The 24,994-nt window shown below is 69.3% G+C and carries 24 protein-coding genes and 1 pseudogene; 9 read left to right on the top strand and 16 right to left on the bottom strand.

The genetic code is table 11. The features are described from left to right. Positions 1–326: 326 nt before the first annotated feature. Positions 327–1,106 (bottom strand): GntR family transcriptional regulator, encoded by a 780-nt coding sequence (locus Q4V64_RS21330; RefSeq protein ID WP_124441531.1) that lies wholly within the window; start codon positions 1,104–1,106, stop codon positions 327–329. A 165-nt stretch (positions 1,107–1,271) separates the two neighbouring features. Between Q4V64_RS21330 and Q4V64_RS21325 the strand changes: the two genes are divergently transcribed. The 4 genes from Q4V64_RS21325 (at position 1,272) to Q4V64_RS21310 (ending at position 4,759) form a co-directional block, all read left to right on the top strand. Next, positions 1,272–1,619, top strand: coding sequence for a hypothetical protein (locus Q4V64_RS21325; RefSeq protein WP_124441532.1), 348 nt, complete (start codon positions 1,272–1,274; stop codon positions 1,617–1,619). Then, positions 1,619–2,920: an FtsK/SpoIIIE domain-containing protein gene (locus tag Q4V64_RS21320; RefSeq protein WP_124441533.1), complete on the top strand. Its 1,302-nt coding sequence runs from the start codon at positions 1,619–1,621 to the stop codon at positions 2,918–2,920. The genes Q4V64_RS21325 and Q4V64_RS21320 overlap by 1 nt, the downstream gene beginning before the upstream one ends. Next, the gene (locus Q4V64_RS21315) at positions 2,917–3,114 is read left to right on the top strand and encodes a hypothetical protein (RefSeq protein WP_124441534.1); all 198 of its coding nucleotides are present in this window, start codon (positions 2,917–2,919) and stop codon (positions 3,112–3,114) included. Before Q4V64_RS21320 ends, Q4V64_RS21315 begins: the two co-directional genes overlap by 4 nt. 295 nt (positions 3,115–3,409) lie before the next feature. Next, the gene (locus tag Q4V64_RS21310) at positions 3,410–4,759 is read left to right on the top strand and encodes a replication initiator (protein WP_124441535.1); all 1,350 of its coding nucleotides are present in this window, start codon (positions 3,410–3,412) and stop codon (positions 4,757–4,759) included. A gap of 137 nt (positions 4,760–4,896) precedes the next feature. Here Q4V64_RS21310 and Q4V64_RS21305 read toward each other — a convergent pair whose 3' ends face one another. Then, positions 4,897–5,346 carry a hypothetical protein gene (locus tag Q4V64_RS21305; protein WP_124441536.1) on the bottom strand — a complete coding sequence of 150 codons (450 nt, stop codon included), beginning with the start codon at positions 5,344–5,346 and terminating at the stop codon, positions 4,897–4,899. Positions 5,347–5,508: 162 nt separating this feature from the next. Then, positions 5,509–6,957, bottom strand: coding sequence for a recombinase family protein (locus tag Q4V64_RS21300; protein ID WP_124441537.1), 1,449 nt, complete (start codon positions 6,955–6,957; stop codon positions 5,509–5,511). Between the two features lie 25 nt (positions 6,958–6,982). Between Q4V64_RS21300 and Q4V64_RS55125 the strand changes: the two are divergent. Together Q4V64_RS55125 and Q4V64_RS21295 are read left to right on the top strand one after the other, a co-directional pair. Beyond that, a pseudogene (locus Q4V64_RS55125) lies at positions 6,983–7,105 on the top strand (EamA family transporter); the annotation flags it as partial. 285 nt (positions 7,106–7,390) lie between these two features. Further along, the gene (locus Q4V64_RS21295) at positions 7,391–7,666 is read left to right on the top strand and encodes a DUF1876 domain-containing protein (protein ID WP_124441538.1); all 276 of its coding nucleotides are present in this window, start codon (positions 7,391–7,393) and stop codon (positions 7,664–7,666) included. Positions 7,667–7,684: 18 nt separating this feature from the next. Here Q4V64_RS21295 and Q4V64_RS21290 read toward each other — a convergent pair whose 3' ends face one another. The 6 genes from Q4V64_RS21290 to Q4V64_RS21265 all read right to left on the bottom strand — a co-directional run bounded on the left by Q4V64_RS21290 (position 7,685) and on the right by Q4V64_RS21265 (position 12,577). Beyond that, on the bottom strand, positions 7,685–8,872 hold the full coding sequence (locus Q4V64_RS21290) for a serine hydrolase domain-containing protein (protein ID WP_124441539.1): 1,188 nt from the start codon (positions 8,870–8,872) through the stop codon (positions 7,685–7,687). Between the two features lie 37 nt (positions 8,873–8,909). Further along, positions 8,910–9,389 carry an organic hydroperoxide resistance protein gene (locus Q4V64_RS21285; RefSeq protein WP_124441540.1) on the bottom strand — a complete coding sequence of 160 codons (480 nt, stop codon included), beginning with the start codon at positions 9,387–9,389 and terminating at the stop codon, positions 8,910–8,912. A 106-nt stretch (positions 9,390–9,495) separates the two neighbouring features. Next, complete coding sequence (locus tag Q4V64_RS21280; protein WP_124441541.1) at positions 9,496–9,975, bottom strand: MarR family transcriptional regulator; 480 nt, start codon at positions 9,973–9,975, stop codon at positions 9,496–9,498. A 25-nt stretch (positions 9,976–10,000) separates the two neighbouring features. Continuing rightward, positions 10,001–10,768 (bottom strand): ABC transporter ATP-binding protein, encoded by a 768-nt coding sequence (locus Q4V64_RS21275; RefSeq protein ID WP_124441542.1) that lies wholly within the window; start codon positions 10,766–10,768, stop codon positions 10,001–10,003. Then, the gene (gene cbiQ, locus Q4V64_RS21270; RefSeq protein WP_124441543.1) at positions 10,756–11,517 is read right to left on the bottom strand and encodes a cobalt ECF transporter T component CbiQ; all 762 of its coding nucleotides are present in this window, start codon (positions 11,515–11,517) and stop codon (positions 10,756–10,758) included. Before cbiQ ends, Q4V64_RS21275 begins: the two co-directional genes overlap by 13 nt. A 1-nt stretch (position 11,518) precedes the next feature. Then, positions 11,519–12,577 (bottom strand): energy-coupling factor ABC transporter permease, encoded by a 1,059-nt coding sequence (locus tag Q4V64_RS21265; RefSeq protein WP_124441544.1) that lies wholly within the window; start codon positions 12,575–12,577, stop codon positions 11,519–11,521. A gap of 206 nt (positions 12,578–12,783) precedes the next feature. Here Q4V64_RS21265 and Q4V64_RS21260 point away from each other — a divergent pair, with 206 nt between their 5' ends. After that, on the top strand, positions 12,784–13,137 hold the full coding sequence (locus tag Q4V64_RS21260) for an SsgA family sporulation/cell division regulator (protein ID WP_124441545.1): 354 nt from the start codon (positions 12,784–12,786) through the stop codon (positions 13,135–13,137). A 24-nt stretch (positions 13,138–13,161) separates the two neighbouring features. Here the strand turns inward: Q4V64_RS21260 and Q4V64_RS21255 are convergent, their stop codons facing one another. The 6 genes from Q4V64_RS21255 to Q4V64_RS21230 all read right to left on the bottom strand — a co-directional run bounded on the left by Q4V64_RS21255 (position 13,162) and on the right by Q4V64_RS21230 (position 19,906). Then, positions 13,162–14,853 (bottom strand): penicillin-binding transpeptidase domain-containing protein, encoded by a 1,692-nt coding sequence (locus tag Q4V64_RS21255; RefSeq protein ID WP_124441546.1) that lies wholly within the window; start codon positions 14,851–14,853, stop codon positions 13,162–13,164. Between the two features lie 94 nt (positions 14,854–14,947). Beyond that, a complete protein-coding gene (locus tag Q4V64_RS21250) occupies positions 14,948–16,588 on the bottom strand; it encodes a penicillin-binding transpeptidase domain-containing protein (RefSeq protein WP_124441547.1) in 1,641 nt (546 codons plus the stop codon). 277 nt (positions 16,589–16,865) lie between these two features. After that, positions 16,866–17,444, bottom strand: a complete 579-nt coding sequence (locus tag Q4V64_RS21245; RefSeq protein ID WP_124441548.1) for an HAD domain-containing protein — start codon at positions 17,442–17,444, stop codon at positions 16,866–16,868. Between the two features lie 29 nt (positions 17,445–17,473). Then, positions 17,474–18,166 carry a class I SAM-dependent methyltransferase gene (locus Q4V64_RS21240; RefSeq protein ID WP_124441549.1) on the bottom strand — a complete coding sequence of 231 codons (693 nt, stop codon included), beginning with the start codon at positions 18,164–18,166 and terminating at the stop codon, positions 17,474–17,476. A gap of 1 nt (position 18,167) precedes the next feature. Next, complete coding sequence (locus Q4V64_RS21235) at positions 18,168–19,079, bottom strand: phosphotransferase (RefSeq protein ID WP_124441550.1); 912 nt, start codon at positions 19,077–19,079, stop codon at positions 18,168–18,170. A gap of 77 nt (positions 19,080–19,156) precedes the next feature. Then, positions 19,157–19,906, bottom strand: coding sequence for a hypothetical protein (locus Q4V64_RS21230; RefSeq protein ID WP_124441551.1), 750 nt, complete (start codon positions 19,904–19,906; stop codon positions 19,157–19,159). Positions 19,907–20,130: 224 nt separating this feature from the next. Between Q4V64_RS21230 and Q4V64_RS21225 the strand changes: the two genes are divergently transcribed. After that, positions 20,131–21,486: a tetratricopeptide repeat protein gene (locus Q4V64_RS21225; RefSeq protein WP_124441552.1), complete on the top strand. Its 1,356-nt coding sequence runs from the start codon at positions 20,131–20,133 to the stop codon at positions 21,484–21,486. 35 nt (positions 21,487–21,521) lie between these two features. Beyond that, entirely contained in the window at positions 21,522–22,022 is a 501-nt protein-coding gene (locus Q4V64_RS21220; RefSeq protein WP_124441553.1) for an NUDIX domain-containing protein, read from the top strand. Between the two features lie 1,215 nt (positions 22,023–23,237). On the opposite strand, the gene Q4V64_RS21215 is transcribed toward Q4V64_RS21220, so the two are convergent. Continuing rightward, on the bottom strand, positions 23,238–24,986 hold the full coding sequence (locus tag Q4V64_RS21215; RefSeq protein WP_124441555.1) for a phospholipid carrier-dependent glycosyltransferase: 1,749 nt from the start codon (positions 24,984–24,986) through the stop codon (positions 23,238–23,240). Positions 24,987–24,994 lie beyond the last annotated feature (8 nt).

Genomic DNA, 24,994 nt, shown 5'->3' with positions numbered 1-24,994 from the left:
TGAACAGGGGGCCTTACGCTCGCCAGCGGATCGGGCAGTCCTTGGAGCTGCCCGCAATAGCCCGATCGGCCCCCTGTTCTTCGAGGCTCGCCCCATGGGAGCTGCCTAAAGTCTCGGAGGCCGTCGACCCCCAGCCACCCACGCCCCGGGCCACCGTGGCCGGTCGACGCTTCGACTCCTTGGGCGTATTGCGGTGTGGGGCGCCGGGTGACCGGACGGGACCGGCGGTCACGCCGCACGCCCGGCCGGGGCGGCCGGGCGCCCCGGCGTGCCGGAGGCACGCCCTTGAGGAAGTGAAGGTTGTTTCGACCGATGGCCGTTGGTCCTCAGGTGCGGGCGCGTCCGGTGGGCTGCTTGTCGGCGGTGATCCGGTAGGAGAGTTCGGCGCGGTCCGCACCGACGCTGAGCTCTTCGAGGATCAGCGGGCGGTCGTCGGTGCCGTGCGCGACGCGGACAAGGTGCAGTATCGGGGTCGCGTCCGGGAGCTGGAGTGTGGTGCGCTCGTCGGGCAGCGGCATGCGGGCGCGGACCGTCTCCGACCACCACAGCTTGTGTCCGGCCTGGGTGAGTACCCAGTAGATCGCTGCCGGACGCTTGCATGGTTCCTCCGCCAGCATGGGAACAGCCTCAGCCACCTCGAACGGGATCAACGTCCGGTGCATCGCGCGCGTGCCGGTGGCGGCGTCGATCAGCAGCCGGTCACAGCCGAACAGTGCTTCTTCCTCGTCGAGTTGGAGCAGTCGGCCGGTGGCCTTGGTGGTGTGCGTGCGATACGTGCTGGGCTCCTCGGCCTCGTCCCAGACGTCGCCGTTGGGCATCACGAATCGGCCGTCGGGTGTGCGGCTGACGCGGCGTTCGAGGGTGAGCGCTGGTTGGCCGTCGGAGCGTACGAAGCTGCCCTTGCCGTGCCGGACGTCGATCAGCCCTTCCGCTCGCAGGGCTGCGATGGCGTTGCGGACGGTGGGACGGGAGACGCCGTAGCGCGCCATGAGCTGAGCTTCGGACGGCAGCAGGGAATCCGGCGTGAACTCGCCGGACAGGATCGCCTCGCGGATGGCGGCGGCCACCTGCTGGTAGAGGGCTCCGGGGCGCTGGATCTCTGACATCTCGGCATCTCCGGGTTGAGGTCGTAGTCACGTCGCACGAGCGACATCACTCGTCAGCATAAGTAGTTGCACTCTCGCCGTACAGCACTTCATAGTCGTAACTCGTAAGGACAAGTGACGTCAGCATCTCGCTGGCGTCCCGATTGGCCAGGGAGGCCAAACACAATGCAGTCCATTCCCGTGGACACGGCGCGGCTCGGCGTACTGCGGTGCGCCATCGCGCCCGAAGCAAAGCTCAGCAACCCCGAGACACAGGAGGTGAAGAAGGACCGGGACGGCAACCCCGTCTACACCGTGGCCGTCACCGTGCGGCAGGACCGACGGCGTATCTCCGTCATCGAGATCGCCGTGAGCGGTCAGCCCAAAGGCATCGAGGAAGGCCAGATCGTCAAGGTCACCGGACTGACCGCGTTCGCCTGGTCAATGGGCGACCGGCACGGCGTCAGCTTCCGGGCCGACGCGATCACGCCCGTGCACGGCACGGCGGCGCACTCCAAGGGCGGTGACGCCTGATGGAGCCGATCCTGCTTGCCTTCGCCCTGGCAGTACTCGCGTGGGTGCTCGTCGTCGGCGACCTGGTGCGGCGGCACCGTCCGGCCTGGCACTGGTACGTCGTCGGCTACCCGGTGACCGCGTGCCGGGTGCTGTTCACCTGGCGGCGGGTCGCCATGCTCAACGACCTCTCCGTGTCCCGCCTTCCGGCGCGCACGCTGGTCGGGCACCTGCTGGTCAAGGGTGATCCGGTGCGGCCGGTGGCTCCGCGGCTGTCGTTCCCGCGTGCCACCCGCCTGGGGCTGACCGTGGCCGTACGGCTGCACGCGGGCCAGACCCCCGCGACCTACATGAAGGCGGCCGATGCGCTCGTACACGCGTGGAAGGTCCACGCGGTACGGGTCGCCTCGCCGGAACGCGGCCTCGTGCTGCTGACGGCGACGGCCACTGATCCGCTTCAGCGGCCCGGCTTAGCCACCGCCCCGACCGAGCTGCTCTCCGCCCTCATCGGCGCGCTGGAAACGGGCGGCGCGTGGGTGATGAACCTGCGGTTGGTACCGCACTGGCTCATCGCCGGGGCCACCCGGTCAGGCAAGTCCACCCTGCTGGCCCGGCTGATCACCCAACTCGCGCCCCAGCCTGTCGCCCTGGTCGGCATCGACTGCAAGGGCGGCATGGAACTTGGCCTGTTCACCGGACGGCTGAGCGCGCTGGCGACCTGCCGACGCGAAGCAGTCGCCGTGCTGAGCGCGCTGGTCGTCGACATGCAGGACCGGATGAGCGCGTGCCGGTCGGCGGGTGTCCGCTCGATCTGGGAGCTGCCCGACAAGCTGAGGCCCATACCCGTCGTCGTGATCGTCGACGAGATCGCGGAGCTGTACCTGGCCGACGGCACCCGCGACAGCAAGGCGGAAACCGAACAGTGCTCCACACTCCTGCTGCGCCTGGCGCAGCTCGGGGCGGCCCTCGGCCTGCACCTGGTCGTCGCCGGACAACGCGTCGGCTCCGACCTCGGGCCCGGCGTCACGGCCCTGCGGGCCCAACTCGGCGGTCGCATCTGCCACCGGGTCAACGATCCCGGCACGGCAGAGATGGCCTTGGGCGACCTCAACAAGGACGCCGTGGCCGTCGCCCAAGCGATCACAGCCGAGGAGCGGGGCGTGGCCGTCTGCACCGGCCCGGACGGCGGCTGGAGCCGCGCCCGCTCCCACCTCACGACCACCGAAGAGGCCGTGTCGACGGCCCGGAAGCACGCGGCCATGACCCCGGAACTGCCCGCCCTCGACCGCGCCTTGGCGGTGCTGGAAGGAGACGACAAGTGATCAGCGAAGGTACGGCGTTCACGTTCGCGGTGATCTTCGGGATCATCACCGTCCTCCTCGTCCGCTCCCGCGACGTCCGCGCCTGGGAAGCGGTCTGCGTCGGCCTCTTCGGCCTCTACCTCGGTCAGACCCCGGTGCTCTTCACCGTCCACGGCCTCCTGACCTGGTTGATCAACGGCTTCTCCCACACCTGAGCAGAAAGGAAGCACGGCCATGCCCATGCCTCGCGTGAGGTGCCCCCACTGCAAGGGCGACGGAGCCCGGAAGACCTGGACCGGACGGTCGCGGCGCTGCCGCGTCTGCCGGGGCACCGGAACCATCCGCTGAGCCCCGCCCACCCCACCCACACAACGGAGTGATCCCCATGACCAACGGCGCACCACCACCCATCACCCGTGCCGCCTCGGCGGCCCACCCCGGAAGGTCACCACCATCACCCCGGAGTACACCCCGGCTGACCGGCGCGCCGTCCTCAACCGCGCGGCGCGCCTGCGTCAGCTCCCCGAAGCAGACCGCGACGCAATTCGCATCGCCCAAGGCCCTCAATTCCCGCGCTGGCTGGAGCAGATCACCGCAACCGGCGGCTGCTCCCACCCCGTCCACCTGACCGGCTCCACCACCGTCCTGGACGGGACAACCGGCGAGATCCTCCACCACTACGACACTCGCAGCGAACCCGGCGAACGCCTCCTGATCCGCTGCCGCAACCGCCGCGCAACCATCTGCCCGGCCTGCTCCCGGCTCCACGCGGGCGACACCTTCCACCTCGTCCGCGCGGGCCTGATCGGCGGCAAGAACGTCCCCGCCACCGTGCGCACCCGGCCCCGCCTGTTCGTCACCCTCACCGCCCCGTCCTTCGGGCCGGTCCACCGGACTGGTGAGCAGTGCCGACCTCGCCGCGACCGCGGCACCTGTGACCACGGCCGCTCCCTCGGCTGCGGCGCCGTTCACGACGCGGCCGATCCCCTCGTCGGCCAACCAATCTGCCCGGACTGCTACGACTACACCGCCCACGTGCTCTGGCACGCGCACGCCTCCAAGCTGTGGGACCGGTTCGTCATCGACGTCCGGCGCCGCCTCGCCACCTCGGCAGGCATCGTGCAGTCCCGGTTCGCCCAGCACGCGCGGTTGTCCTTCGCCCGCGTCGCCGAGTACCAGAAGCGGGCGGCCGTCCACGTGCATGCCGTCGTCCGGCTCGACGGCCCGGACGGACCGGCTGATGACCCCCCGGCCTGGGGCACCGCCGACCGGCTCACCGATGCCGTGCAGACTTCGGCCCGTCGGGTCCTGGTCCGCACCCCCTACAGCCCCGCCGTGGGTGAGCTGGTGCTGCGCTGGGGCTCCCAGATCGACGCCCGACAGCTGCGCGCCGACGGCGACGGCCCCGACGATGACGCCGTAGCCGCATACGTCGCCAAGTACGTCACCAAAGGAGCGGACGAGACAGGCGCCGGCACCGACCACAAGCTCACCACCTGGGCCGACATCGACACGGCACCCGTGAGCGGACACGTCCGCGCCCTCATGCGGACCTGCTGGCGCCTCGGCGGCCTCCCCGAGTACGCGCCCCTGCACCTCCGTACCTGGGCTCACACGCTCGGCTACCGGGGCCACATCCTGACCAAGTCGCGCGCGTACTCGACGACGTACGCTGCCCTCCGCGCCGAACGCGCGCACCACGTCGGCCACGCCGACATCCTCGACACCGTCACCGAGCGGAATTGGCGCTACGTCGGCTCCGGCCACACTCCCGGCGCCGCCCTCATCGCCGCTGGAGTCGCCGAAGACCTCGCCGCGAGCAGCGAGATCGCTCGCGATGAACGTGAGGTGTCCCGGTGACGAGACGCCACAACGAGCAGTGGGCTCGGGCGGTCGAGCGCCAAGCGGCCAAGTTCCCCACACGCATAGGGCCGAAGAGCGCTGCGCGACTCGCGCGGCTCCTCGGACCTGCACCGAGGGATTCCTAAGATCCGCAGTTATGCCGACTGGTTCGCCGGGAGCAGGGCGGGGAGGTAAGTCCACCAATCGAGGTGTGTGCGCACCAGATCCTGCAGTACCGGGCCGCTTTCCAGCATGTGTCGGCAGTAGGCTTCCCACGGCTCGGCGCTGGTGCTGTGGGGGATCTCTCGGTGGACGTGCATGCCGTTGCTCAAAACGTCAGCGAGCAGTTCGGCGATAGTGATGATCGCATCGCGCTCGTCCGCTTCCTCGGGCAATGGCTTGCCGTCGTAGAAGCACCCGCGTGAGCCGGGGAATTGGAGCATCAGGACGTGCACCTCACGCAGCGAACGGAGCACCATGTCGTTCGCCGAGACGGCAGCCACAGCATTGCTGATCCTCGTCTGCTCCGTGGCCGCCCGGGTCTGCTCGGTAGCGGCTCGCGTCTGCTCGGCGGCTGCTTTCGTCTGCTTGGCCAGGTAGAACATGGACCACGCGGACACTCCAAACGCCAGCGCGGCCGCAGAGGCACCCACTGCTTCAGCCGATAACCAATCCATGACGTTCCCGCCCTCCCCACAGCAGTGACGGGACGATATCGCAACAGGTCACGTCACTGTTGAAAATCTCATTGATCGCCCGGACAGGCCCTAGTCCAGCGGGTTCGGCTTGATGTCCACGCGGTTGGTGTCGAACCCCCTGCCCTTCCTCGTCGGCGGACGGACGACCACGGCAGCGAACAGGAAACGATAGATCGCGTTCATGCGTGCGTAGTCCTCCTCTTTCTCCAGGCGCTCCCAGTTGACTTCGGCGTCCGGTCCGGCGATCCCCTCCAGGACGGCAATAGGGCGTTTGACGGTCTTCCGCTGCCGCTCCTTCATCCGCTTGAGGATGGGCGCACGCATGGATTGGAAATCGGCAGTCGTGAAGTCGTCATCGTTGAGCCAAAGCTGTTTCAGCTCTTCCAGCTTCGCCCGGTCCTTCTCGTCCGCGAGAACGTCAGCCTCGGGACGCGTGGTCGTGGCGGGTTCGTAGCCCGAGGTGTCCAGCTTGGTCAGAACCTTGATCGCCACATCCCGCGCGAAGGCTTCCAGGGGTACGGCGGATACGGAACGTCCGCACTTCTGCTGGCCGACTTCGTCGGCGCGCGTGCACCGGTAGTAGGCGTACCGCACGCTGTTCGTACCGGCCATGCGGGCTCCGCATGAGCACGTCGCGACTCCGCGCAACAGGTAGTCCCGGACCGGCCGCTTCTGCCCGTCCCTGGATTGCTTGGCTCGGTATCCCCTGAGCCGCTGAACCTCGTCCCACTGGCCGCGATCGATGATGGCGGGCCACGTCCCGGTTCCCACTTCTTCGCCCTGGTGGATCCGGACACCCGCCACGAAGTTGGACGACAGCAGATGGCGTACGTTCTCCGGCTGCCACACTTTGCCCTTGGAAGTGGGCACTCCCCGCATGGTCAGGTCCTCAGCTATGAGCTGAGGTGAGTCGCCGTCCAGATACCGCCGGAAGACTTCGCGGACGATCTTTGCCTCATCCTCGATGATCGCCTGACCGTTGCTGGTGTAGCCGTAGGGACGGTTGCCCACGTGCGGCTTGCCCTCGCGGGCCTTGTCCTTGAGAGCGTCCTTCAGTCGTCGTGACGTGTCGTCGGACGAGCGGCACGCGTGGGCCACCTCGATGCGGAGAATGAACCGGTCATCGGGGTCCGACAGATCCCGCCGGTTCGCCTCGCCGTGTAGCAGGACGCGCTTGTCATCGGCTATTGAGAGAAGCTCTTCGAGGTCCTTCGGCTGCCGCATAAGGCGGTCGGGGTGGTAGACGATGACGTGCCGGATCTCCCCTTCCCCCATCGCCTTCAACATCTCTTCCCACCCGGGCCGCTTGCGGTTGCGCTGCCACGCAGAGCGGTTGTTGTCCACGTAGACGTGGGCCGCTTCGACACGGAGCTGAAGCCGTTGCGCGATCTCCCGGCAGATGCGTTCCTGCCGGTCCACTCCGGTCTGGTCCTCGTCCCGGGCGTGGGAGATCCGGCAGTAGATCGCTGCGGGCTCGCCCGGGGTGATCACGGCCTTGGCTAACTTCGATCGACTCATGGAAACACCGTACGAGCCCGCTATGACATCGATCATCGTAGGGGCGGCGATCGGGGCCGCGTTCTTCAAGGAGCGGTTCGGTGCGCCGAGGATCGCGGCGGCCGGCCTGATCGTGGTCGGGATCGGCCTGATGCTGCGCGCGGGATAGCTCGCCCCGCCGGCCCCGCGCCCCTTGTCCGCATAGGGGGTGATTGGCAGATCTGTTCCACCCCCGCGAAGGAAAACCCCAGGTGAGGTGACCGTGCCGGTGGAACAGATCTGCCAATCACTGGGTGAGCGTCCGGGCCCCGGCGCGCGGTGGCGTCCCGTCGGCACTCATCTCCGGTGTACGGGACCCCTGGCTGCTCAGTCACCGAGGGACACCCGGAGCCCGACTAGTCGACAGCAGGCCCGAAGGAGCACCCTGGAAGCAGATATTCCGGAGGTGATCGTCGTGATGCACACCGCTGTGGGATGGCACGTCGAGCTCGAGTTCCAGGAGGACGATCAGCACACGAAGGCGGCCGCGCTGGTTCGTCTGCCCGATGGCACCGAGGTGCGGGCGCACGGACACGCGAGCCGCCACCGCACCGACCCGAATCAGCCGAGGGTGGGGGAGGAGATCGCCGCGGCGCGGGCTCTCAACGAGCTCGCGATGCGGCTGCTGACGAAGGCGCACGACGAGATCGACCAGGCGTCCGGCAGGACGTCCCACCCGATCCACGTCTGAGCCGTCAGGCCAACGCCCTTACGCCGGTACGGCCGCGGCCCGCACCGCCCGGACCAACGCCTGGGCCCGCGGGTCCGCCGTCACGGTCTTGCGGAAACCGTTGGTCACATAACCGAAGGCGATGCCGGTCTCCGGGTCGGCGAAGCCGAGGGCGCCGCCACGGCCCGGGTGGCCGAAGGAACCCGGGCCGAGGAAGGGCGACGCGCTGCCGTGCAGCATGTAGCCGAGGCCGAAGCGGGTGTTGACCACCAGGACGCGGTCCGGTCCCGCCGATTCCTCGGCCCGGGCGAGTTCCACCGTGGCCGGGGCGAACAGCCGCATGCCGTCGACCTCGCTGATCAGCGCCGCGTAGAAGCGGGCCAGTCCGTCGGCCGTCGCGATGCCGTTGGTCGCGGGCAGGGCCGCCGCGCGGTACGCCGGGTCGTTCTGGTCGGGGAAGGGGGTGATCGCGGCGAAGGCCCGGCGGGTGAGGGAGGCCGGGTCGTCGTAGGCCTGAGTGACCGAACGCTTCGGGCGCAAGCGCGGGCCCGCCCCGGTGGCGGCCTCCGGCGTCTCGATCCGGCCGACGCGGCCCGTCCGGCCCGCCGCCTCCTCGTCCGCCGGCAGCCCCAGCCACAGGTCCAGGTCCAGCGGCCCGGCGATCTCCGCCGCGATCCACTCGCCGGCCCCCATGCCGGTCACGCGCCGCACCAACTCGTCGAGCATCCAGCCGTACGTCAGCGCGTGATAGCCATGGTCCGTGCCGGGCGCCCAGACGGGGGCTTGCGCGGCGACGGCCTCGGGGCCCTTCAACGGCTCCAGGGCCTCGTCCGGCGTGAGCGGCCGGTCGAGCACCGGGAGCCCAGCCCGATGGTTCAGCACGTGCCGCACGAGCACCCGCTCCTTGCCGCGCGCCTTGAACTCCGGCCAGTACTCGCCGACCGGCGCGTCCAGGTCCAGCTCCCCGCGCTGACGCAGCAGCAGCGGTACGGCGGCGGCGACGCCCTTGGTCGCGGAGCGCATGATCTGGGCGGTGCCCCGCTGCCAGGGCTCGGTGCCGTCGACATCGCCGTCGACATCGCGCGTGCCGGCCCACAGGTCGACGACCTTGCGGCCGTCCCGGTACACGGCGACGGCCGCGCCCCGGTCGCCGAGCGTCTCGAAGTTCTGTACGAACGCGTCCCTGACAGGCTCGAAGCCCTCGGCCACTGTGCCGTTCACATCCACGTCCGTACCCCTCGCTCAGCCGTCGCCCGCGTCTCTCTCAACCAAGCAGAATCGCCACGTCGATGTTCCCGCGGGTCGCGTTCGAGTACGGGCAGACCTCGTGGGCCGCGTCCACCAGCTTCGCCGCGATGGCCGTGTCCAGGACGGGGAGGGAGACGCTGAGGGCGACCGCGAGGCTGTACCCGCGCTGCTTGTTGGGGCCGATGCCGACCTTCGCGGCGACCGTGGAGCCGGTCAGGTCGAAGCCGGCCCGGCGCCCGACCAGGACCAGCGCGTTGTGGAAGCAGGAGCTGTAGCCGGCCGCGAACAGCTGCTCCGGGTTGGTGCCGTTGCCGTCGCCGCCCAGCTCCGGCGGCATCGCGACCTTCAGCTCGATCTGGCCGTCCTGGCTGGTGACATAGCCGTCCCGGCCGCCGTGCGCGGTGGCCTCGGCGACGTACACGATCTTCGACGGACGGGTGTCGACGGCGGTGTCGACACCGTCGACAGTGGTGTCGACGGCAGTGTCCTCAGTCATGGCCGGCTCCCCCCGGAACAGGTGTGCGCAAATGCATCGTGCACAAGGTACCCGCCGGTAGGGATCTGTTCACTACCAGGGGGTAGCAACCCCGGGTAACCCGTGATCAGCGCGTACGGTCCGCCGCCCCGGCCCTCTCCGCCGCCACCCCGGCCCTCTCCGCCAGCCGCCACAACTCCTCACGCAACCGCGCGACCTCCGCACCCTCGAGCTCGGTCGCCGCGAGGAGCGCGCCGGGCACACGCGCCGCGCGCTCCCGCAGCTCCCGCGCACGCTCCGTGCACTCGACCAGCACCGAGCGCTCGTCGCTCACCGCGCGCTCCCGGCGCACGAGCCCCGCCGACTCCAGCCGCTTCAGCAGCGGCGACATGGTGCCGTAGTCGAGCCGCAGCGCGCCCGCCAGCTCCTTGACCGTCGTCTCGCCGCGCTCCCACAGCACCAGCAGCACGAGGTACTGCGGGTAGGTGAGGCCGAGCTCGTCGAGGAGCGGGCGGTACGCGGCCGTCACCGCGCGCTGGGCGGCGTACAGCGCGAAGCACAGCTGGTCGTCCAGCAGCAGGGACCCGGCGTCCTCTTGGTTCGTCACGCGCCCATTGTCCACGCGCCCATTGTCACGGACGGCCCGGCGCGGCAGGCACCGAGCGGGGGTCGAAACCGAACGGCAGCTCCAGCCGGTGGGCCCGCATCAGCTCGTCGTCGGAGAGCAGCTCCGCCGTCTTGCCGTCGGCCGCGATCGTGCCGTCGCTCAGGATCAGCGAGCGCGGGCACAGCTCGAGGGCGTACGGCAGGTCGTGCGTGACCATCAGGACCGTCACGTCCAACGAGCGCAGGATGTCGGCGAGTTCGCGGCGGGAGGCCGGGTCGAGGTTGGAGGACGGCTCGTCGAGGACCAGGATCTCCGGCTCCATGGCGAGGACGGTCGCGACCGCCACCCGGCGCCGCTGACCGAAGGAGAGGTGGTGCGGGGGCCGGTCGGCGAAGTCCTGCATGCCGACCCGTTCCAGGGCCGTGCGCACCCGCGCCTGAAGCTCGGGCCCCTTCAGCCCGGCCGCCGCCGGCCCGAAGGCCACGTCCTCCCGCACGGTCGGCATGAACAGCTGGTCGTCCGGGTCCTGGAAGACGATGCCGACCTTGCGCCGGATCTCGGCCATGTGCTGCTTGCCGACGGGCAGCCCGGCGACCTGCACCGTGCCGGTGCCGCCGGTCAGGATGCCGTTGAGGTGGAGTACGAGCGTCGTCTTGCCGGCGCCGTTGGGTCCGAGCAGCGCGACGCGCTCGCCGCGCGCGATCGAGAAGTCGACGCCGAACAGGGCCTGATGCCCGTCGGGGTACGCGAAGGCCAGTCCGGCCACGTCCAGTGAAGCTGTCACAGGGCCCATCCCAACACGCAGACGACGAGGGCGGCGACGGGGAGGGTGAAGGCGTACGACCACTGCGCCCGGGACGCGGTCACCTCGTCGATCACCGGCATCGAACCGGCGTAACCGCGGCTGACCATGGCCAAGTGCACGCGCTCCCCGCGCTCGTAGGAGCGGATGAAGAGGGCTCCGGCCGACTTCGCCAGCACGCCCCAGTGTTTGACGCCGCTCGCCTCGAAGCCCCGCGACTCCCGCGCGATGCGCATCCGCCGCATCTCGTCCGCGATGACATCGCCGTAACGGATCATGAAGGAGGCGATCTGCACGAGCAGCGGCGGGAGCTTCAACCGCTGCAGACCCAGCAGGAGTTCGCGCAGCTCGGTGGTGGAGGCGAGGAGGACCGAGGCGGCGACGCCGAGGGTGCCTTTGGCGAGCACGTTCCAGGCGCCCCACAGTCCGCTGACGCTCAGGGACATCCCCAGCACCTCTACCTGCTCGCCCTCAGCCACGAACGGCAGGAGCACCGCGAAGGCCACGAACGGCACCTCGATCAGCAGCCGCTTGAGCAGGAAGCCGACGGGCACGCGGGCGACGTACGCGACGACGCCCAGCAGCACGGCGTACAGGCCGAACGCCCACATCGCCTCCCTCGGCGTCGACACGACGACCAGGACGAAGGCGAAGACCGCCGCGAGCTTGGTGTGCGGCGGCAGGGCGTGCACGGGCGAGTGCCCGTGCCGGTAGAGCCTGTGCGCGTGCCCGGCGCCCATGTCAGACGTTCTCCACGTCTACGGCCGTGGGGGAGGCGTCCTCCGTACGGCGCCTGCGCACCGCCCAGAACATAGTGCTGCCCGCGACGACGGTGACGCCCACGCCGATCACGCCCGCGAGGCCGCCGGACAGGCGGGCGTCCGCGACGTCCTTGACGCCGTAGTCGGCGAGCGGGGAGTCCGCGGTGGCGTGCTCCTCGGTCTTCTTGTCGATGCCCTTGTCGGCGGCGACCTTCTCCAGGCCGTCGGGGTCGGCGGAGGCGTAGAAGCTGACGAACCCGGCCAGGACGAAGGAGGTGACCAGGCCGATCGCCCACACCTTGCGGTGGGAGGAGCGGGCGGCCACCGGGGCGGCCGGTTCGGTCGCGGGTACGTCGACGAGCTCGCCGTTCACCCGCAGCTTCAGCTTCTGCCGCAGGCCGCGCGCGCCGTACACGAGGTCCGGGCGTACGGCGATGACGGCGCCGACGGTGAGGGCCGTGATGGTCGCCTCACCGATGCCGATCAGGACGTGCACGCCGATCATGGCGGTGGCGACCTTGCCGATCGCGACGTCCGTGGTGCCGCCGACGGCGTACAGGAGCGTGAAGGCGAGGGCCGCGGCCGGGACCGAGAGCAGCGCGGCGACGAAGGAGGCGACGGTCACCGACCGGCGGGCGCGCGGCAGGACCTTCACCAGCCCGCGGAAGACGCCGTAGGCGACGACCGTCGTGACGATCGCCATGCAGGTGATGTTCACGCCGAGCGCGGTCAGGCCGCCGTCCGCGAAGAGGATGCCCTGCATCAGCAGCACGACGGAGACGCACAGGACCCCTGTGTAGGGGCCGACGAGTATCGCGGCGAGCGCGCCGCCGAGCAGGTGGCCGCTTGTTCCCGCCGCGACGGGGAAGTTGAGCATCTGTACGGCGAAGATGAACGCGGCCACCAGGCCGGCCAGCGGCGCGGTGCGCTCGTCCAGTTCCCGGCGCGCGCCACGCAGGCTCACGGCGACGGCGGCCGCGGCGACCGCCCCGGTCGCTACGGAGGTGGGGGCGTCGATGAATCCATCAGGCACATGCACCGTTCGATGATAGTGGCTTGTTGCGAATGGCTTGCAAGAGAGATGCACCGCCAACAGTCCGCCAACAGTCCGCGAACAGTCATAGGTGACCGGCCGAGCGGGCTACCGTCCGGTCCAAGGAGCGGAATCCAGGAAATGTGCGACATTGGAAGGGCAGCGGATGCACAGCTTCCACACAGGTTGCACAGCGTGAGAGGGCCGTCACGATGTCTGTAGTCGAGCAGTACGCACGAGCCCACATCGTCTCGGACGTGGACATCTCGGAGGACGAGGCCGTCCCGGTGGTCCTGCGCTACGACCCCGACATCGACCCGCGCTCGGTACGGGTCGGTCTGCCCGGGACCCACGACGAGTGGATCTTCTCGCGCTCGCTCCTCGAGCAGGGCCTGCGCGCACCGGTCGGCAGCGGAGAGGTCCGCGTGTGGCCGTGCGGGCGCGTGCAGGCCGTGGTCGAGTTCCACACCCCGCAGGGCGTCTCGGTGGTGCAGTTCGAGACGAAGGCACTGCTCAGGTTCCTGCGGCGGACGTACATGGCGACGGCGACACCCGTCACGAGGTGAGGTTCACCCGTCACGAGCTGAGGCTCAGCCGCCCGCCTTCAGCAGCGCCGCCACGATCGGGCCCGCCGTGTCACCGCCGTGACCGCCCTGCTGGACCACGCCCGCGGCCGCGAGGTCGCCCCGGTAGGCGGTGAACCAGCCGTTCGGCTTCTTCTGGCCGTCGACCTCCGCCGAGCCCGTCTTCGCGCCGACATTGCCCGTGACTCCGGACATCGCCTCCGCCGCCGTACCGTAGGCCGCCGTGTACGACATCAGCTCCCGCAGCTGGGACAGGGCCGTGGCGGACATCGTGCGGGAGGCCGTCGCCAGCTTGCGGTTGTCGACCGAGGGGGACACCAGGTAGGGCTGGTGGAAGGTGCCCGCCTGGATCGTCGCCGAGACCGACGCCATGTTCAGCGGGTTCATCCGGACCGCGCCCTGGCCGATGAGCGAGGCGGCCATCTGGGCCTGCGACTGCACGGGCACCGCGCCGTCGAAGGACGGCACGCCGATGGCCCAGTTGTTGAGCCCGAGGCCGAAGACCTGCTGGGCCTGCTTCGTCAGGTCGTCGTTCTTCAGCTTGGGCGCCTGGCTGATGAAGGCGGTGTTGCAGGAGCGGGCGAAGCTCGCCTTGAAGGTGCCGTTCTTGATCTGGAACTTGTCGTCGTTCTGGAACTTCCAGCCGCCGTACGTGAAGTACTTCGGGCACGGATGCTTCTTGTCCGCCGACGCCAGGCCCTTCTCGATCAGCAGCGAGGAGGTGATGACCTTCATCGTGGAGCCGGGGGCGAGGGAGCCCTGGAAGGCGGTGTTGAAGCCCTTGGATGCGTTCGCGGCCGCGAGGATCTCGCCGGTCGACGGGCGCAGTACGACGACCGACGACCGTGCCTTCTCGGCCACCTGCTTCTCCGCCGCCGCCTGGAGCGCCGGGTCCAGGGTCGTCTTCACCGTGCCCGGCGTGCCCTTGCTGAGCTCCAGCAGCGTCTTGTCGGACGACTCGGACGACTCGGACGACTTCGACGACTTGCCGCGGATCACGCGCAGTTCGACGCCCGCCTTGCCGCCGGCCGTCTTGCCGTACTTCTCGCGCAGCCCGTCGAGGACCGGGCCCACGGACGGGTACCTGTCCTCGGTCAGTGCGCCGCCGTCCCGGTCGACCGCCTTGATCGGCGGGGTGCCGGACTCGCCGGTGACCAGGGTGTCGCCGTCCTGGAGGTCGGGGTGGACGACCGAGGAGTGCCAGCCGACGAGCGGCTTTCCGTCGGCCTCGCGCCGTACGACGGTGAGCGCGCTGTCGTACGTCAGCGGCTTGCTGGTGTCCTTGTACGCCACCGTCCCCTTCACCGTGAAGGGGACCTTGTCGCCCGTGGGCGTGCCCGGCGTGAGCGTGACGTCCTTGATGTGGGCGTCCTTGGTGTAGCCGGTCAGCAGGGTGGTGGCCGCCGCGGAGTCGTCCGTGGCGGCGGCCGCGGCGGCGACCTTGCCCTGCTGCCAGGCCGTGAGGAACGTCCGGGCCGTGGTGGTGACCTCGGTCGCCGAGAGCGGGCCGGACGGCACGTCCTTCGCCTTCTGGTCGGCGCCGGTGGACGTCGTCCGCGTGCCGTCGTCGGCCGCCGCTCCGCCGTCGTACAGCGCGTAGACGCCGAAGCCGGCACCGGCGACGACCACGGCGATCATCCCGCCGATCACGGCGGGCTTCGTGTTCCGTCGCTCGGCGATGCGCTTTCTCTGTCCCACAGCCTTCGATCCTCCGAGATCCCAGGGTCCCCGTTGCCCTCTTGACTCCCAACGACGGCAACCACCCTAGAGTCCCGTGCTGTGCGGGCCGAGATCAGCCTCCCGCTCGTAGCACGGCTGCGACAATCGGACCGGCCGCGTCGCCGCCGTGGCCGCCCTCCTCGGTCATGGCCGCCGCGGCGACGTCGCCCCGGAATCCGGTGAACCAGCTGTTGGACTTGGCGTTCCCGTCGACCTCGGCGGAACCGGTCTTCGCGCCGATGTCCCCGCCGAGCCCGGCCATCGCCTCGGCGGCGGTGCCCTGGGTCGCGGTCAGCCGCATCATCTGCTTCAGCTGGGCGGCCGTGTCGGCCGGCAGCCCCTTGGCGGTGGCTATCTGGCGGCCGTCGAGCTCCGGTGAGACCAGGTAGGGCTGGCGGAACTCGCCGGTGATCGCGGTGGCCGTCACCGAGGCCATGTTCAGCGGGCTCATCTGAACCTGGCCCTGGCCTATGGCGTTGGCGGCGCGGTCCGGGCCGCTCACCGCCGGGACGCTGCCGTCGAAGGAGACGATGCCGGTCTTCCAGTCGTCCCGGCCGAGCCCGAACCGGGTCTGGGCCTCGGTGGTCAGCGACTCGTCGGTGAGCGGCTTCTCGTCGATCAGCTTGATGAAGGCCGTGTTGCAGGACCGCATGAAGCTGTTGGCGAGCGTGGCGTTCGGGTTGGCCTTCATGCCGGTGAGGTTCTTGAAGGTCTGGCTCTGCCAGACGGCGGAGTCCTCGCAGGGCGCCGGGCCGTTCATCGAGGTCACGCCGTTGTCTATGAGCATCGCCGCGGTGATGATCTTCATGGTGGAGCCGGGCGCGACCCGCCCCTCGAAGGCCGCGTTGAAGGCGTCCGTGCGGTTGTTGGCCACGGCCAGCACCTCACCGGTGCTCGGCTTGACAGCCACCAACGACGACTGGTCGTACTGCTTCACCGCCTTCTCGGCCGCCGCCTGCGCGCTCGCGCTGATCGTGGTCTCCAGCTTGCCCGGCTTGCCCTTGGCGAGGGTCAGCAGCGGGGTGTCGGCGGCGGCCTCGTCGGCGTGCCGGATCACCAGTTCGACACCGGGTGTGCCGCCGGCCTTCTCGCCGTACTTGCCGCGCAGGGCGTCCAGGATCGGCCCGAGGGAGGGGTACTTCTCCTCCGTCAGCACGGTCCCGTTCCGGTCCACGGCCTCGATCGGCGGGTTCGCCGACTCTCCGGTGACCAGGGTGTCGTCCCTCTGCAACTCCGGGTGGATCACGGAGGGTTGCCAGTCGACCAGCGCCCGCCCGGTGGAGACCCCGCGCACGACGGTCAGCTCGCTCTTGTACGTCAGCGGCTTGGACTTGCCCTCGTACGCCACCTTCGCCTTCACCGTGTAGGGCACGGTGGCGCCGGACGCCGTACCCGGCGTGATCTTCACGTCACTGATGTGCGCGGCCTGGTCGTATGCCGTCAGCAGCGGCTGGGCCACCGTGTCGTTGTTCGTGTACGACGCCGCGGTCGCCGCGTCGCCCTTCTCCCAGGCCGCGAAGAACTTCGCCGTCGTGTCCTTGATCTCATCCGCACTCGGCGGCCCGCTCTTCACCGGCGCGGGCCCGGCCGCACCGGGCGCGCTCCCCCCGTCGCCGTTCAGCGCGGACATGATGTTGTAGGCGCCGTACCCGGCCCCACCGACCATCACCGCGAACACACTGCCGACGACGGCAGCCTTTACCCCCCTGCCCATTGGGCGTCCCCTCCCCGTTCGGGCCTTCCCCCGCGTCTTCTGAACGCGTTCAGAAAAGCTTGCTGTGATTCGCACTCTATGCGGAAGGGGTGACTGCTGTAACGGGTGTTTGCTTTTGTTGGGGGATTTTGTTGACGAAGAGTGATCAGTCGGCATCGTGGACGGTCCGGGCGCGGCCGGGCACGTCGCGAGCGCTGTGAGCCGCCGGACCAGCGGGTGTTGGTGGCCTCGCTGTTCGCGGTGGCGAGGGCATCAGTGCTCCTGTGGCTTGTCTCCGCTATGCGGCTTCGGCTTCACGTGGGACGCCTGGGACATCAGCCTGTGGGATGGGCAACAGCGCGGCCCACGCCAGGACCTCGACCAGGTGCTCGGCCAGCAGCCCGACGTGGGGATCAGGCTGGACCAGCGCGGTCGCTTGGCCACGTGCGGTGCGTTCTGCGGCCCATTCGTGGTCGAGGTTGGTGAAGTCGTCGTCGATCCAGATGACGGGCGAGTCACCCAGCCAGGTGTCGACGTGGTCGCGTTTCCACAGGTACCCATCGGGATGGCTGGTGGTGATCTGCGGGCTCGGGAGGTCGACGTACGGCAGGGGTGGGAGGCCGAGGAGCGGTCCGATCAGGGTGGTGGCGTCGTGGCGCCAGCTGGTGCACCAGACGGGGGTGACCAGGCCGGTCCGGATCACGTGCATGAGCAAGGGGCCATGCGCAGGGTTGAGCCAGATGGTGACCGGGTCGTCGGCGCTCCGGCCAGCAGGTACAACGTCGTGGTGGGTGTGGGTCGCCGGACTGGCCGCTTCAGCGTCCGGGAAGGGGATGAGGACGCCGTCGACGTCGAGGAGCAGGTAGGGCGGGCGCATCGGTTTCTCCCAGTGAGCCGGGGTGGCGGTCAGAGCTTGCGCGCGATGATCAGCAGGGTGGTGGGCCAGCGGCCGTGGCGGGCGTCGTGGAACTCCTGGGCCGAGGTGAGCCAGAGGCCGGCGCGGTCGAGGTGTTTCTCCCAGCGCTCGGCGTCGAAGTCCCAGCGGGCGATGGGTAGTCGGGTGCGGTCGGGGAGGGTGACGTAGTCGCGGTTGGGGCGGTCGTCGGTTGAGGGGCGCCTGCCGCCGCGTTGGGGGTGGGGGACGGAGAAGGCGAGAGTGCAGCCGGACTTGAGGTGCTGGGCGATGGCCGGGAGCAGAAGTTCGGGTGCTACGAGGCCGACGGCGCCGAAGACGGAGTAGATGGCGTCGAAGTCTTCGTCGGAGGCGTGCAGGTAGTGCAGGGCGTGGCCGGCGGCAAAGGTGAGGTTGTTCAGTCGGCCGTAGTGCGAGCGGGCTCGGCGAACCTGGAGGCCGACGAGGTCGACGCCGGTGACCTGGGCGCCGTAACGGGTGGCGAGGTGGGCGGCGTTGTGGCCGGGGCCGCAGCCGAGTTCCAGCAGTCGTTTGCGGCGCAGATCCGGGCCGAGGATGTCGGCGCCGGGCCCGATGCCGGGCCGCGTGGTCCATTCCATCCGCACGGGCACGGACAGGGGTTCGGCAGGGCTGGCCGTTGTGCGCTGGAGAGCGTGGACGTACCAGGGGGACGCCTGGGCGAGCACGTCAGACCTCCAGGAGGCGGAGGACATCGGTGAGGTGGCGGCGTACGGCCTTGATGTAGGCGGGGTCGGTGGCTGGGTCGTTGATCCAGCGGATGGACTGCTCCATGAACCACTCGACGGCCCACATGCGGTGCCAGCCCAGCGCCCACTTCTCGGCGGAAAGTCCGCCCCGTTCGGCGAGGGCGTCGGGGGTGCCGCCTTCGGTGACGTAGGTCTCCAGGAAGACCCGCAGGCGGACGGGGTCGGGGGTGTCGAGGGTGCCGTGCCAGCTGGCGAGGTCGAGCAGGCCGGGGCCGGTGAAGGCGCGGGCGAAGTCCAGCAGCCGCCAGCCGTGTCGGCCGATGTGGAGGCTGGTGGGGTGGAACTCGGAGTGCACCCAGCCGAACGGGGCCACCGTCGTACCGGCCGAGCGTGTTTCAGCACCCTGGGCGGTGCGGTCGAGGGCGTCTTCGATGTCGTCCGTGTCTTGCCATCGCTCGGCTTTGCGGAGTTGGCCGAGGTGCTCCAGGGCCCGGCTCGGAAGCTGGCGCAGCCCTTCCTGGTCGAGGACCGGCAGGGCGGCGGTGGTGCGGGTGTGGTGCAGGACGACGGCTGCGGTGGCACCGTCGAGGTCGTCGGCCTCGCGGGCGGCAGGGCTGAGGTCTTCCAGCAGCATCCCGAGCCAGCCGTCCACGACTGCGGACGCGCGAACGGTGGGCACCGGGACGCCGAGGGTGCGTGCCAGACGAAGGGCTTGGTCCTCGCTGTCGAACGGCTTCTTGGCGTACTTGAAGATGGCGGTCGTGCCGTCGGTGAAAGTCAGGCGCTCGACGCCGGACATCGACCACACGCGTACCTCCTCCCGCACTGCGGTGGACCGGCCGGCGATGGTCAGCAGGTTGTCCAGGAGATCGGCGTTGAGGGTTGTGTCCATCAGGGGCTCCAGTGCTGTTGGCGGCGTCCGGGGCGGGCGAGAAAGTGCCTGCCCGCCCCGGAGCCAGGACTGTGGTGCTACGCGGCAGGGCTCACGCGGTAGGCGTAGACCTGCTCGATCCATCCGGCCTTGAAGGCCGCGAGGTCGTCGCGGAAGGTGGCCATCGAGGCACCGTAGGGCGCCACGACGCCGCCGGACTGGTCCGGCACGGACTGGCAGCCGTGCACGAGCCGACCGCCGAGGGCGGCGTGGGCCTTGATGGACTCGATGCGGCGGTGCTCGTTGAACCAGCCGCCGTGGTAGACCTCGTCGAGCAGCCCGCCCATCTCGTCGTCGAGGTCGAAGACGACGGAGGTGGCGGCGGGGAAGAACCAGCACGGGCCGACGTTGGAGATGTGTCCGTCCCGCTCCACCTTGTTGAGCGCCATCAGCGTGGCCGCCTCGCGCAGCATCCGCAGGTGCTCGGTGGTGATCTGCGGCAGGCCGAGTCCGGCGAGGTGCTCGTCGCGGATGAGGTACGCGTACACCTCGTAGGCGGTGGCGAGCACCCGGGCCGCGTCCGAGGTGGACTCGGCGTGGGTCTTGATGAACTCCAGCGCGAGCTGCTCGACCGCGCTCTCGGTCGTCTCCTCCACGTCCAAAAGCTCGGCCTTGACCAGTTCCCAGTCGGCGACGAGCCAGGTGCTGGACTCGAAGCGGAAGAAGTACTCGGCCGGCTCGATGGTGATGCGCCGGCCGTCGACCTGGATGCCGGGCAGACGGCTCCAGCGCTCGTCGAACGCCTCGGGCAGTACGGCCGTGATGGCCGCGGTGTCGGTGGTGGTCACCGTGTCTCCGTCTCTGATCGGCCGGGTTCGGGCACAGGAATGCCCGAACCCGGTGTAGGCGTACGGAACTTCGGGGGCCGCCCGGCCGAAGGTGGAGCCTGGTCAGGGTGTCTGACCGGGACCGGGCGGCTGATGATTAGTGAACACGTCGTCACGCACAGTGGGTACGGTGAGAGGCAGTTGAAGCGGTATACGCGGTTTACAGCCCCGGACGGGAGGCGATCGTGGCAGCGCAGAGAGAACCCAACTCCCGCCTGCGCGACACCATCGACGCGATTGGCTGCACGTACGAGGCTCTGGCGAAGGACGTCCGGCGCATCGCCGCAGAGAACGGCGAGATCCTCCAGACCAACAAGTCAGCCGTCTGCCACTGGGTAAACGGCACGCGCCAGCCCACCGGCCGAACTGGCCAGTACCTCGCCGAAGCCCTGTCCCGCCGGGCAGGCCGCACCGTCACCCAGACCGAGATCGGCCTACGCGCGCCCGATGCTGAAGGGGCGGACGAGCGGGATCCTGTCCTGGCCGCCATGGACCTGGGCCGCGCCGACGTCGAGCGAAGCCGCTTCCTCGCGGTGGCCGCCTTCACCACCGCCGGCGTCGCCATGCCGCTCGCCCACGACCAGGAGGCTACCGCCCGCATGCTCCGCGCCCGTACCGGCAAGTCCGTGGTCGGGGCAGAGGACGTGGACGTCGTACGCCAGGTCACCGCGGCCTTCAGCGCAGCCGACGAACGCCTCGGCGGCGGCCACGGCCTGACCACCGTCACCGCCTACCTCGCCGACACCGCTGCCCCCATGCTGCGGGGCCGCTTCCCGAACGAAGCCTTACGACAGGCAGCTTTCGGCGCCGTGGCCGAACTCGCCTACCTAGCAGGCTGGAAGCACCACGACCTTGGCCAGGAAGGCGCCGCCCAGCGTTACTACCAGGTCGGCTACCAACTCGCCTGTGAAGCCGACCCGCACGGCCACGCCGCCTGGATGATGCGCGCCCTCGCCCACCAGGCCCTCAGCCTCAAGCAGCCCCACCACTGCGCCGACCTCGTCGAAGGCGCCCTACGGCGGTGCCTCAGCCACGTCGACGGCCAGACCGAAGCTCTGCTCCACATCACCCACGCCCGCGCTTATGCCGCCACCGGTGAGAAGCCCGCAGCGGCCCGCGCCCTGCTCGCCGCCGAGGACGCCCTGCTGCGTGATGACGGCCCACAGCCCAGCTACTCCCGCGTCAGCGGCCCAGCCGCCGGCACCGTGGCCAGCCATACCGCCCGCACGCTCACCGACCTCGCCGACCACATCGGCACCGAACAGCAGCACCGCGACGCCCTGATCCGCTGGGACCCCGAGAAGTACAAGCGCGTCCACGCCCTCACCTACGCCGACCTCGGCGACAGCCTCGCCGCCCAGGCCCGCGCCGACGAAGCCATCGCAGCCTGGGCCCAGGCGCTGACCTTGATGGAAGGCATGACCTCCGACCGCACCCGCAAAGCGATCACATCGCTCCGATCAACCCTCTCCGTCTACCAGCGCCGCAAAGTCCCCGGAGCCGCCGAACTCGCCCGCCGCGCACGCGAAACACTGGCCTAAGCTGCCCACCAACCGGCCGACGAAGGGACGCAACCGTGGCTCAGCCGCAGACCGACGACCAGCCCAAAGCCCTCAAGCCCGCCCTCGAATCCATGACCCTGCTGGTCGCCGCCGTCATCGTCCACGACAAGACGACGAACCGCGTCGTCCTGCTCCAGCGCAGCCAGAACGCCAAGTTCGCCCAGGGCATGTGGGACCTCCCTGTCGGCAAGAGCGAACCTGGCGAGCCGATCACCGAAACCGCCGTACGTGAGCTGTACGAGGAGACCGGCCTGACGGTGAAGCCAGAGTCCCTGAAGGTCGCGCACATCATCCACGGCGCCTGGGGCGTAGAAGCCCCCAACGGCTTTGTCACCGTCGTGTTCGCCGCCCACGAATGGACTGGCGAACCCGAGAACCGTGAACCTCGCAAGCATGCCCAGGTCAGGTGGGTCGATGCTGACTCCATCCCCGAGGAGTTCGTGGACACCACCGCCAGTGCCCTGCACCGTTACCTGACCGATGGGCCTCAGGTGTCGCTGGATGGGTGGAAGTAAGCGACGTGCACTGCCAGCCACCGCAACCACCGATTCTGGCGTCGCCCGTGCCACCACGAGCCAATTCCAACGACGCTCCAAGCCGTTTCGGGATCAACTTCGCCGAGGCGGCGGGCGGTGGTCTGGACGCGGAGCCTTACAACGGCTAACCCTGGGTATTCAGCGGAAGTGGGTGATCTGACGCCCCGATAGCAGAAAGGTGCCGTTGACCTGCGAGGATGCGAGTGTCTACGTCGTATCCGTGGCGGAGCCGTGGACCCCGGCGCAGCCGCAGCGATACGCGAAGGCCCCGCCCGCGATCATGCGGAACAAACAGGGCGAACCGACAGCCCGGTCAGCCAATAACAGCCGCTGACGAATCGAGGTTAACGCTGATATGTGGACGCTACGGCGTGCTTATGCATCCGGGGGAAGGGGAGCTACGAAGTTGGCTCGTGGGCGATCCCCTTTACCATGCTCGTCTACTTCGAAAATGACGTGAGCCCCCACAGGGTTGAGGGAGTTCCACGTCCCACTTGAGCTCTCCTGCACTGCTGACCCAGGAAAGAAAACATCGCTGGGGTAGTCAGGGTGCGAGATGAACCCATAAGTTCCCAGCCAGGCCTTTACTATTCCGCGGGGTGATCCAGCAGCAACGTCATCCCGCTTCGGGCGCGATACCTGTACCAGGTCTTCGCAGAGATTAGAAACTTCTTCACTGATCTCCGACATCCGGTACAGCCTGCCGACGCGTCCTGGGAAGTGACGCCATGCAACGCAACGCTCAAAGAGCACGGCGTGACGCTTGACACCTGAAAGGACCCTAACGGCGTCTCAGTCGGGCACGCGTCATACGAGTGTGAAGCAAGCTGACCCCCTCCAAGCCTAGCCTCCTCACATTAGGTGAAGGATGACGTCGTGTCAGGGGTTCGTGCAGTTCACGGCAGCGTGAGGGCATGGGTTGCACGCCATGTGCGGAGCCGGGCGCCCCACATGCGGCCGTCGACTGACGACGAGCCTGAGGTACCTGTCTGTGGGGCAGCTGTGGGGCCTCGGACTGCCGTGGACTTCAAGGCCCAGGTAGCGCGCTGCCCTCGCGCAGAATGTAAATCTGCCGATGGGCAGAACCGGGCCGTCTCCGGGCCGTCCGAGGGGGAACCAGCGACGGCCAGCAACGACCGACAACCACCATGAGGGCACGGCGTGCTGTCGCGCCCTCATGACGCATCAGCCCAGCTACACCCACGTATCCAGCCACATCCGCGACCGCCACTCGTCGATAGGGATCGCCGTGCCGGTGTACAGCGGCCAGAAGTAGATGAAGTTCCACGCGATCAGCAGGACCAGGACGCCCGCGCTCGTCGCGCCCACCACGCGGCGCGTGTCGCTGGAGCCGGGGCGGCCGATGATCGTGCCGAGGAGCATGGCGACCGCCAGGCACAGGAACGGGACGAAGACGATCGTGTAGAAGAAGAAGATCGTGCGGTCCTGGTAGAGGAACCAGGGCAGGTACCCGGCCGCGATGCCGCAGGCGATCGCGCCCGCCCGCCAGTCGCGGCGGAAGAACCAGCGCCACAGGACGTACAGGATCGCCAGGCAGGCCACCCACCACAGCAGCGGCGTGCCGAGCGCCAGTACCTCGCGGGCGCACTTCTCGCCCGCGTCGACGGGGCAGCCCTGCTTGCCGGGGGCGGGGGACTCGTAGAAGTACGAGACCGGGCGGCCCGTGACGAGCCAGCTCCACGGGTTGGACTGGTAGGTGTGCGGCGAGGAGAGGTTGATGTTGAACTCGTAGACCTCGTGCTCGTAGTGCCACAGGCTGCGCCACCAGTCCGGGAAGAGCCACGACCAGCTGCTGCCCCTGCCGTCGGCAGTCGCCCAGTTGCGGTAGTAGCCGCCGGTGCCGTCCGCGGGGGAGAGGATCCAGCCCGTCCAGGAGGCGATGTACGTGGCGATCGCGACCGGCACGGTGGCCAGGAAGGCCAGCCCCAGGTCGTGCTTGAGCACCGCCACGTGCGGGCGGCCCGCGCCCGCCACCTTGCGGGAGCCGACGTCCCACAGCACGGCCAGCACGCAGAAGAAGACGAGGAAGTAGAGGCCGTTCCACTTGGTGCCGATCGCCAGACCCATCATCAGGCCCGCCAGCCAGCGCCAGGGGCGCCGGCCGAGGCTGAGGGTCTCGGCGATGTGCGCGTCGGGGCGGACCCGGCCGTCGGGGTCCACCGGCAGGGCGGCGGCGAGTTTCTCGCGCGCCCGGTCGCGGTCGAGCACCAGGCAGCCGAACGTCGCGAGGACGAAGAACATCAGCACGCCGTCGAGCAGCGAGGTGCGGGCCATCACGAAAGCCAGGCCGTCCACCGCCATCAGCGTGCCGGCCAGGCAGCCGAGGAAGGTGGAGCGGAAGATGCGGCGGCCGATCCGGCACAGCATCAGGATCGCCAGGGTGCCGAGGAGAGCGGTCATGAACCGCCAGCCGAACGGGTTGAACCCGAAGATCAGCTCCCCGAGCCCGATGACGTACTTGCCGACGGGCGGGTGCACGACGTACGCCGCGTCCGTCGGGATCGGGACGTTCCCGTTGTTGGACAGGATGACGTCGTTGACGTTCTTGTCCCAGTTGACCTCGAACCCGCGGTGGACCAGCGCCCACGCGTCCTTGGCGTAGTACGTCTCGTCGAATATCACCGCCTTCGGGCTGCCCAGGTTCCAGAACCGCAGCACGCCCGCGAACAGGGTCACCAGGAGCGGACCGCCCCAGCCGGACCAGCGGGTGATCCGCTCGGCGAGCGTCCCGGACACACCGAGGACCTGCCACAGCCGGGGGCTGGGCTGGACGTACGGCGGCACGAGCCGTTCGCGGACGGCACTGCCGTCGCCTCTGGGCCCCGTGTATCCGAAACGGCGCAGCCGCTGTTGCCACGACGGCCGCTGGTCCTGATGGGCCTGCTCCTGCCGGGTGTCCGTGGAGGACGCGGTACTGGTCACCGCGCCAT

The organism is Streptomyces sp. NL15-2K, assembly GCF_030551255.1.
Classification (GTDB): Bacteria; Actinomycetota; Actinomycetes; order Streptomycetales; family Streptomycetaceae; genus Streptomyces.
Note: the sequence above shows the minus strand (reverse complement) of the source record. Positions and strands in the feature narration are given on the sequence as shown.

Excerpts from the sequence above, each read along its gene's own strand:
- Q4V64_RS21325 (WP_124441532.1), top strand. The coding sequence starts at position 1,272 with ATGCAGTCCATTCCCGTGGACACGGCGCGGCTCGGCGTACTGCGGTGC.
- Q4V64_RS21330 (WP_124441531.1), bottom strand. The coding sequence starts at position 1,106 with ATGTCAGAGATCCAGCGCCCCGGAGCCCTCTACCAGCAGGTGGCCGCC.
- Q4V64_RS21250 (WP_124441547.1), bottom strand. The coding sequence starts at position 16,588 with ATGGGCAGGGGGGTAAAGGCTGCCGTCGTCGGCAGTGTGTTCGCGGTG.
- cbiQ (WP_124441543.1), bottom strand. The coding sequence starts at position 11,517 with ATGGGCGCCGGGCACGCGCACAGGCTCTACCGGCACGGGCACTCGCCC.
- Q4V64_RS21320 (WP_124441533.1), top strand. The coding sequence starts at position 1,619 with ATGGAGCCGATCCTGCTTGCCTTCGCCCTGGCAGTACTCGCGTGGGTG.
- Q4V64_RS21305 (WP_124441536.1), bottom strand. The coding sequence starts at position 5,346 with ATGTTCTACCTGGCCAAGCAGACGAAAGCAGCCGCCGAGCAGACGCGA.
- Q4V64_RS21285 (WP_124441540.1), bottom strand. The coding sequence starts at position 9,389 with ATGACTGAGGACACTGCCGTCGACACCACTGTCGACGGTGTCGACACC.
- Q4V64_RS21260 (WP_124441545.1), top strand. The coding sequence starts at position 12,784 with ATGTCTGTAGTCGAGCAGTACGCACGAGCCCACATCGTCTCGGACGTG.
- Q4V64_RS21300 (WP_124441537.1), bottom strand. The coding sequence starts at position 6,957 with ATGAGTCGATCGAAGTTAGCCAAGGCCGTGATCACCCCGGGCGAGCCC.
- Q4V64_RS21245 (WP_124441548.1), bottom strand. The coding sequence starts at position 17,444 with ATGCGCCCGCCCTACCTGCTCCTCGACGTCGACGGCGTCCTCATCCCC.
- Q4V64_RS21235 (WP_124441550.1), bottom strand. The coding sequence starts at position 19,079 with ATGGACACAACCCTCAACGCCGATCTCCTGGACAACCTGCTGACCATC.
- Q4V64_RS21275 (WP_124441542.1), bottom strand. The coding sequence starts at position 10,768 with ATGGGCCCTGTGACAGCTTCACTGGACGTGGCCGGACTGGCCTTCGCG.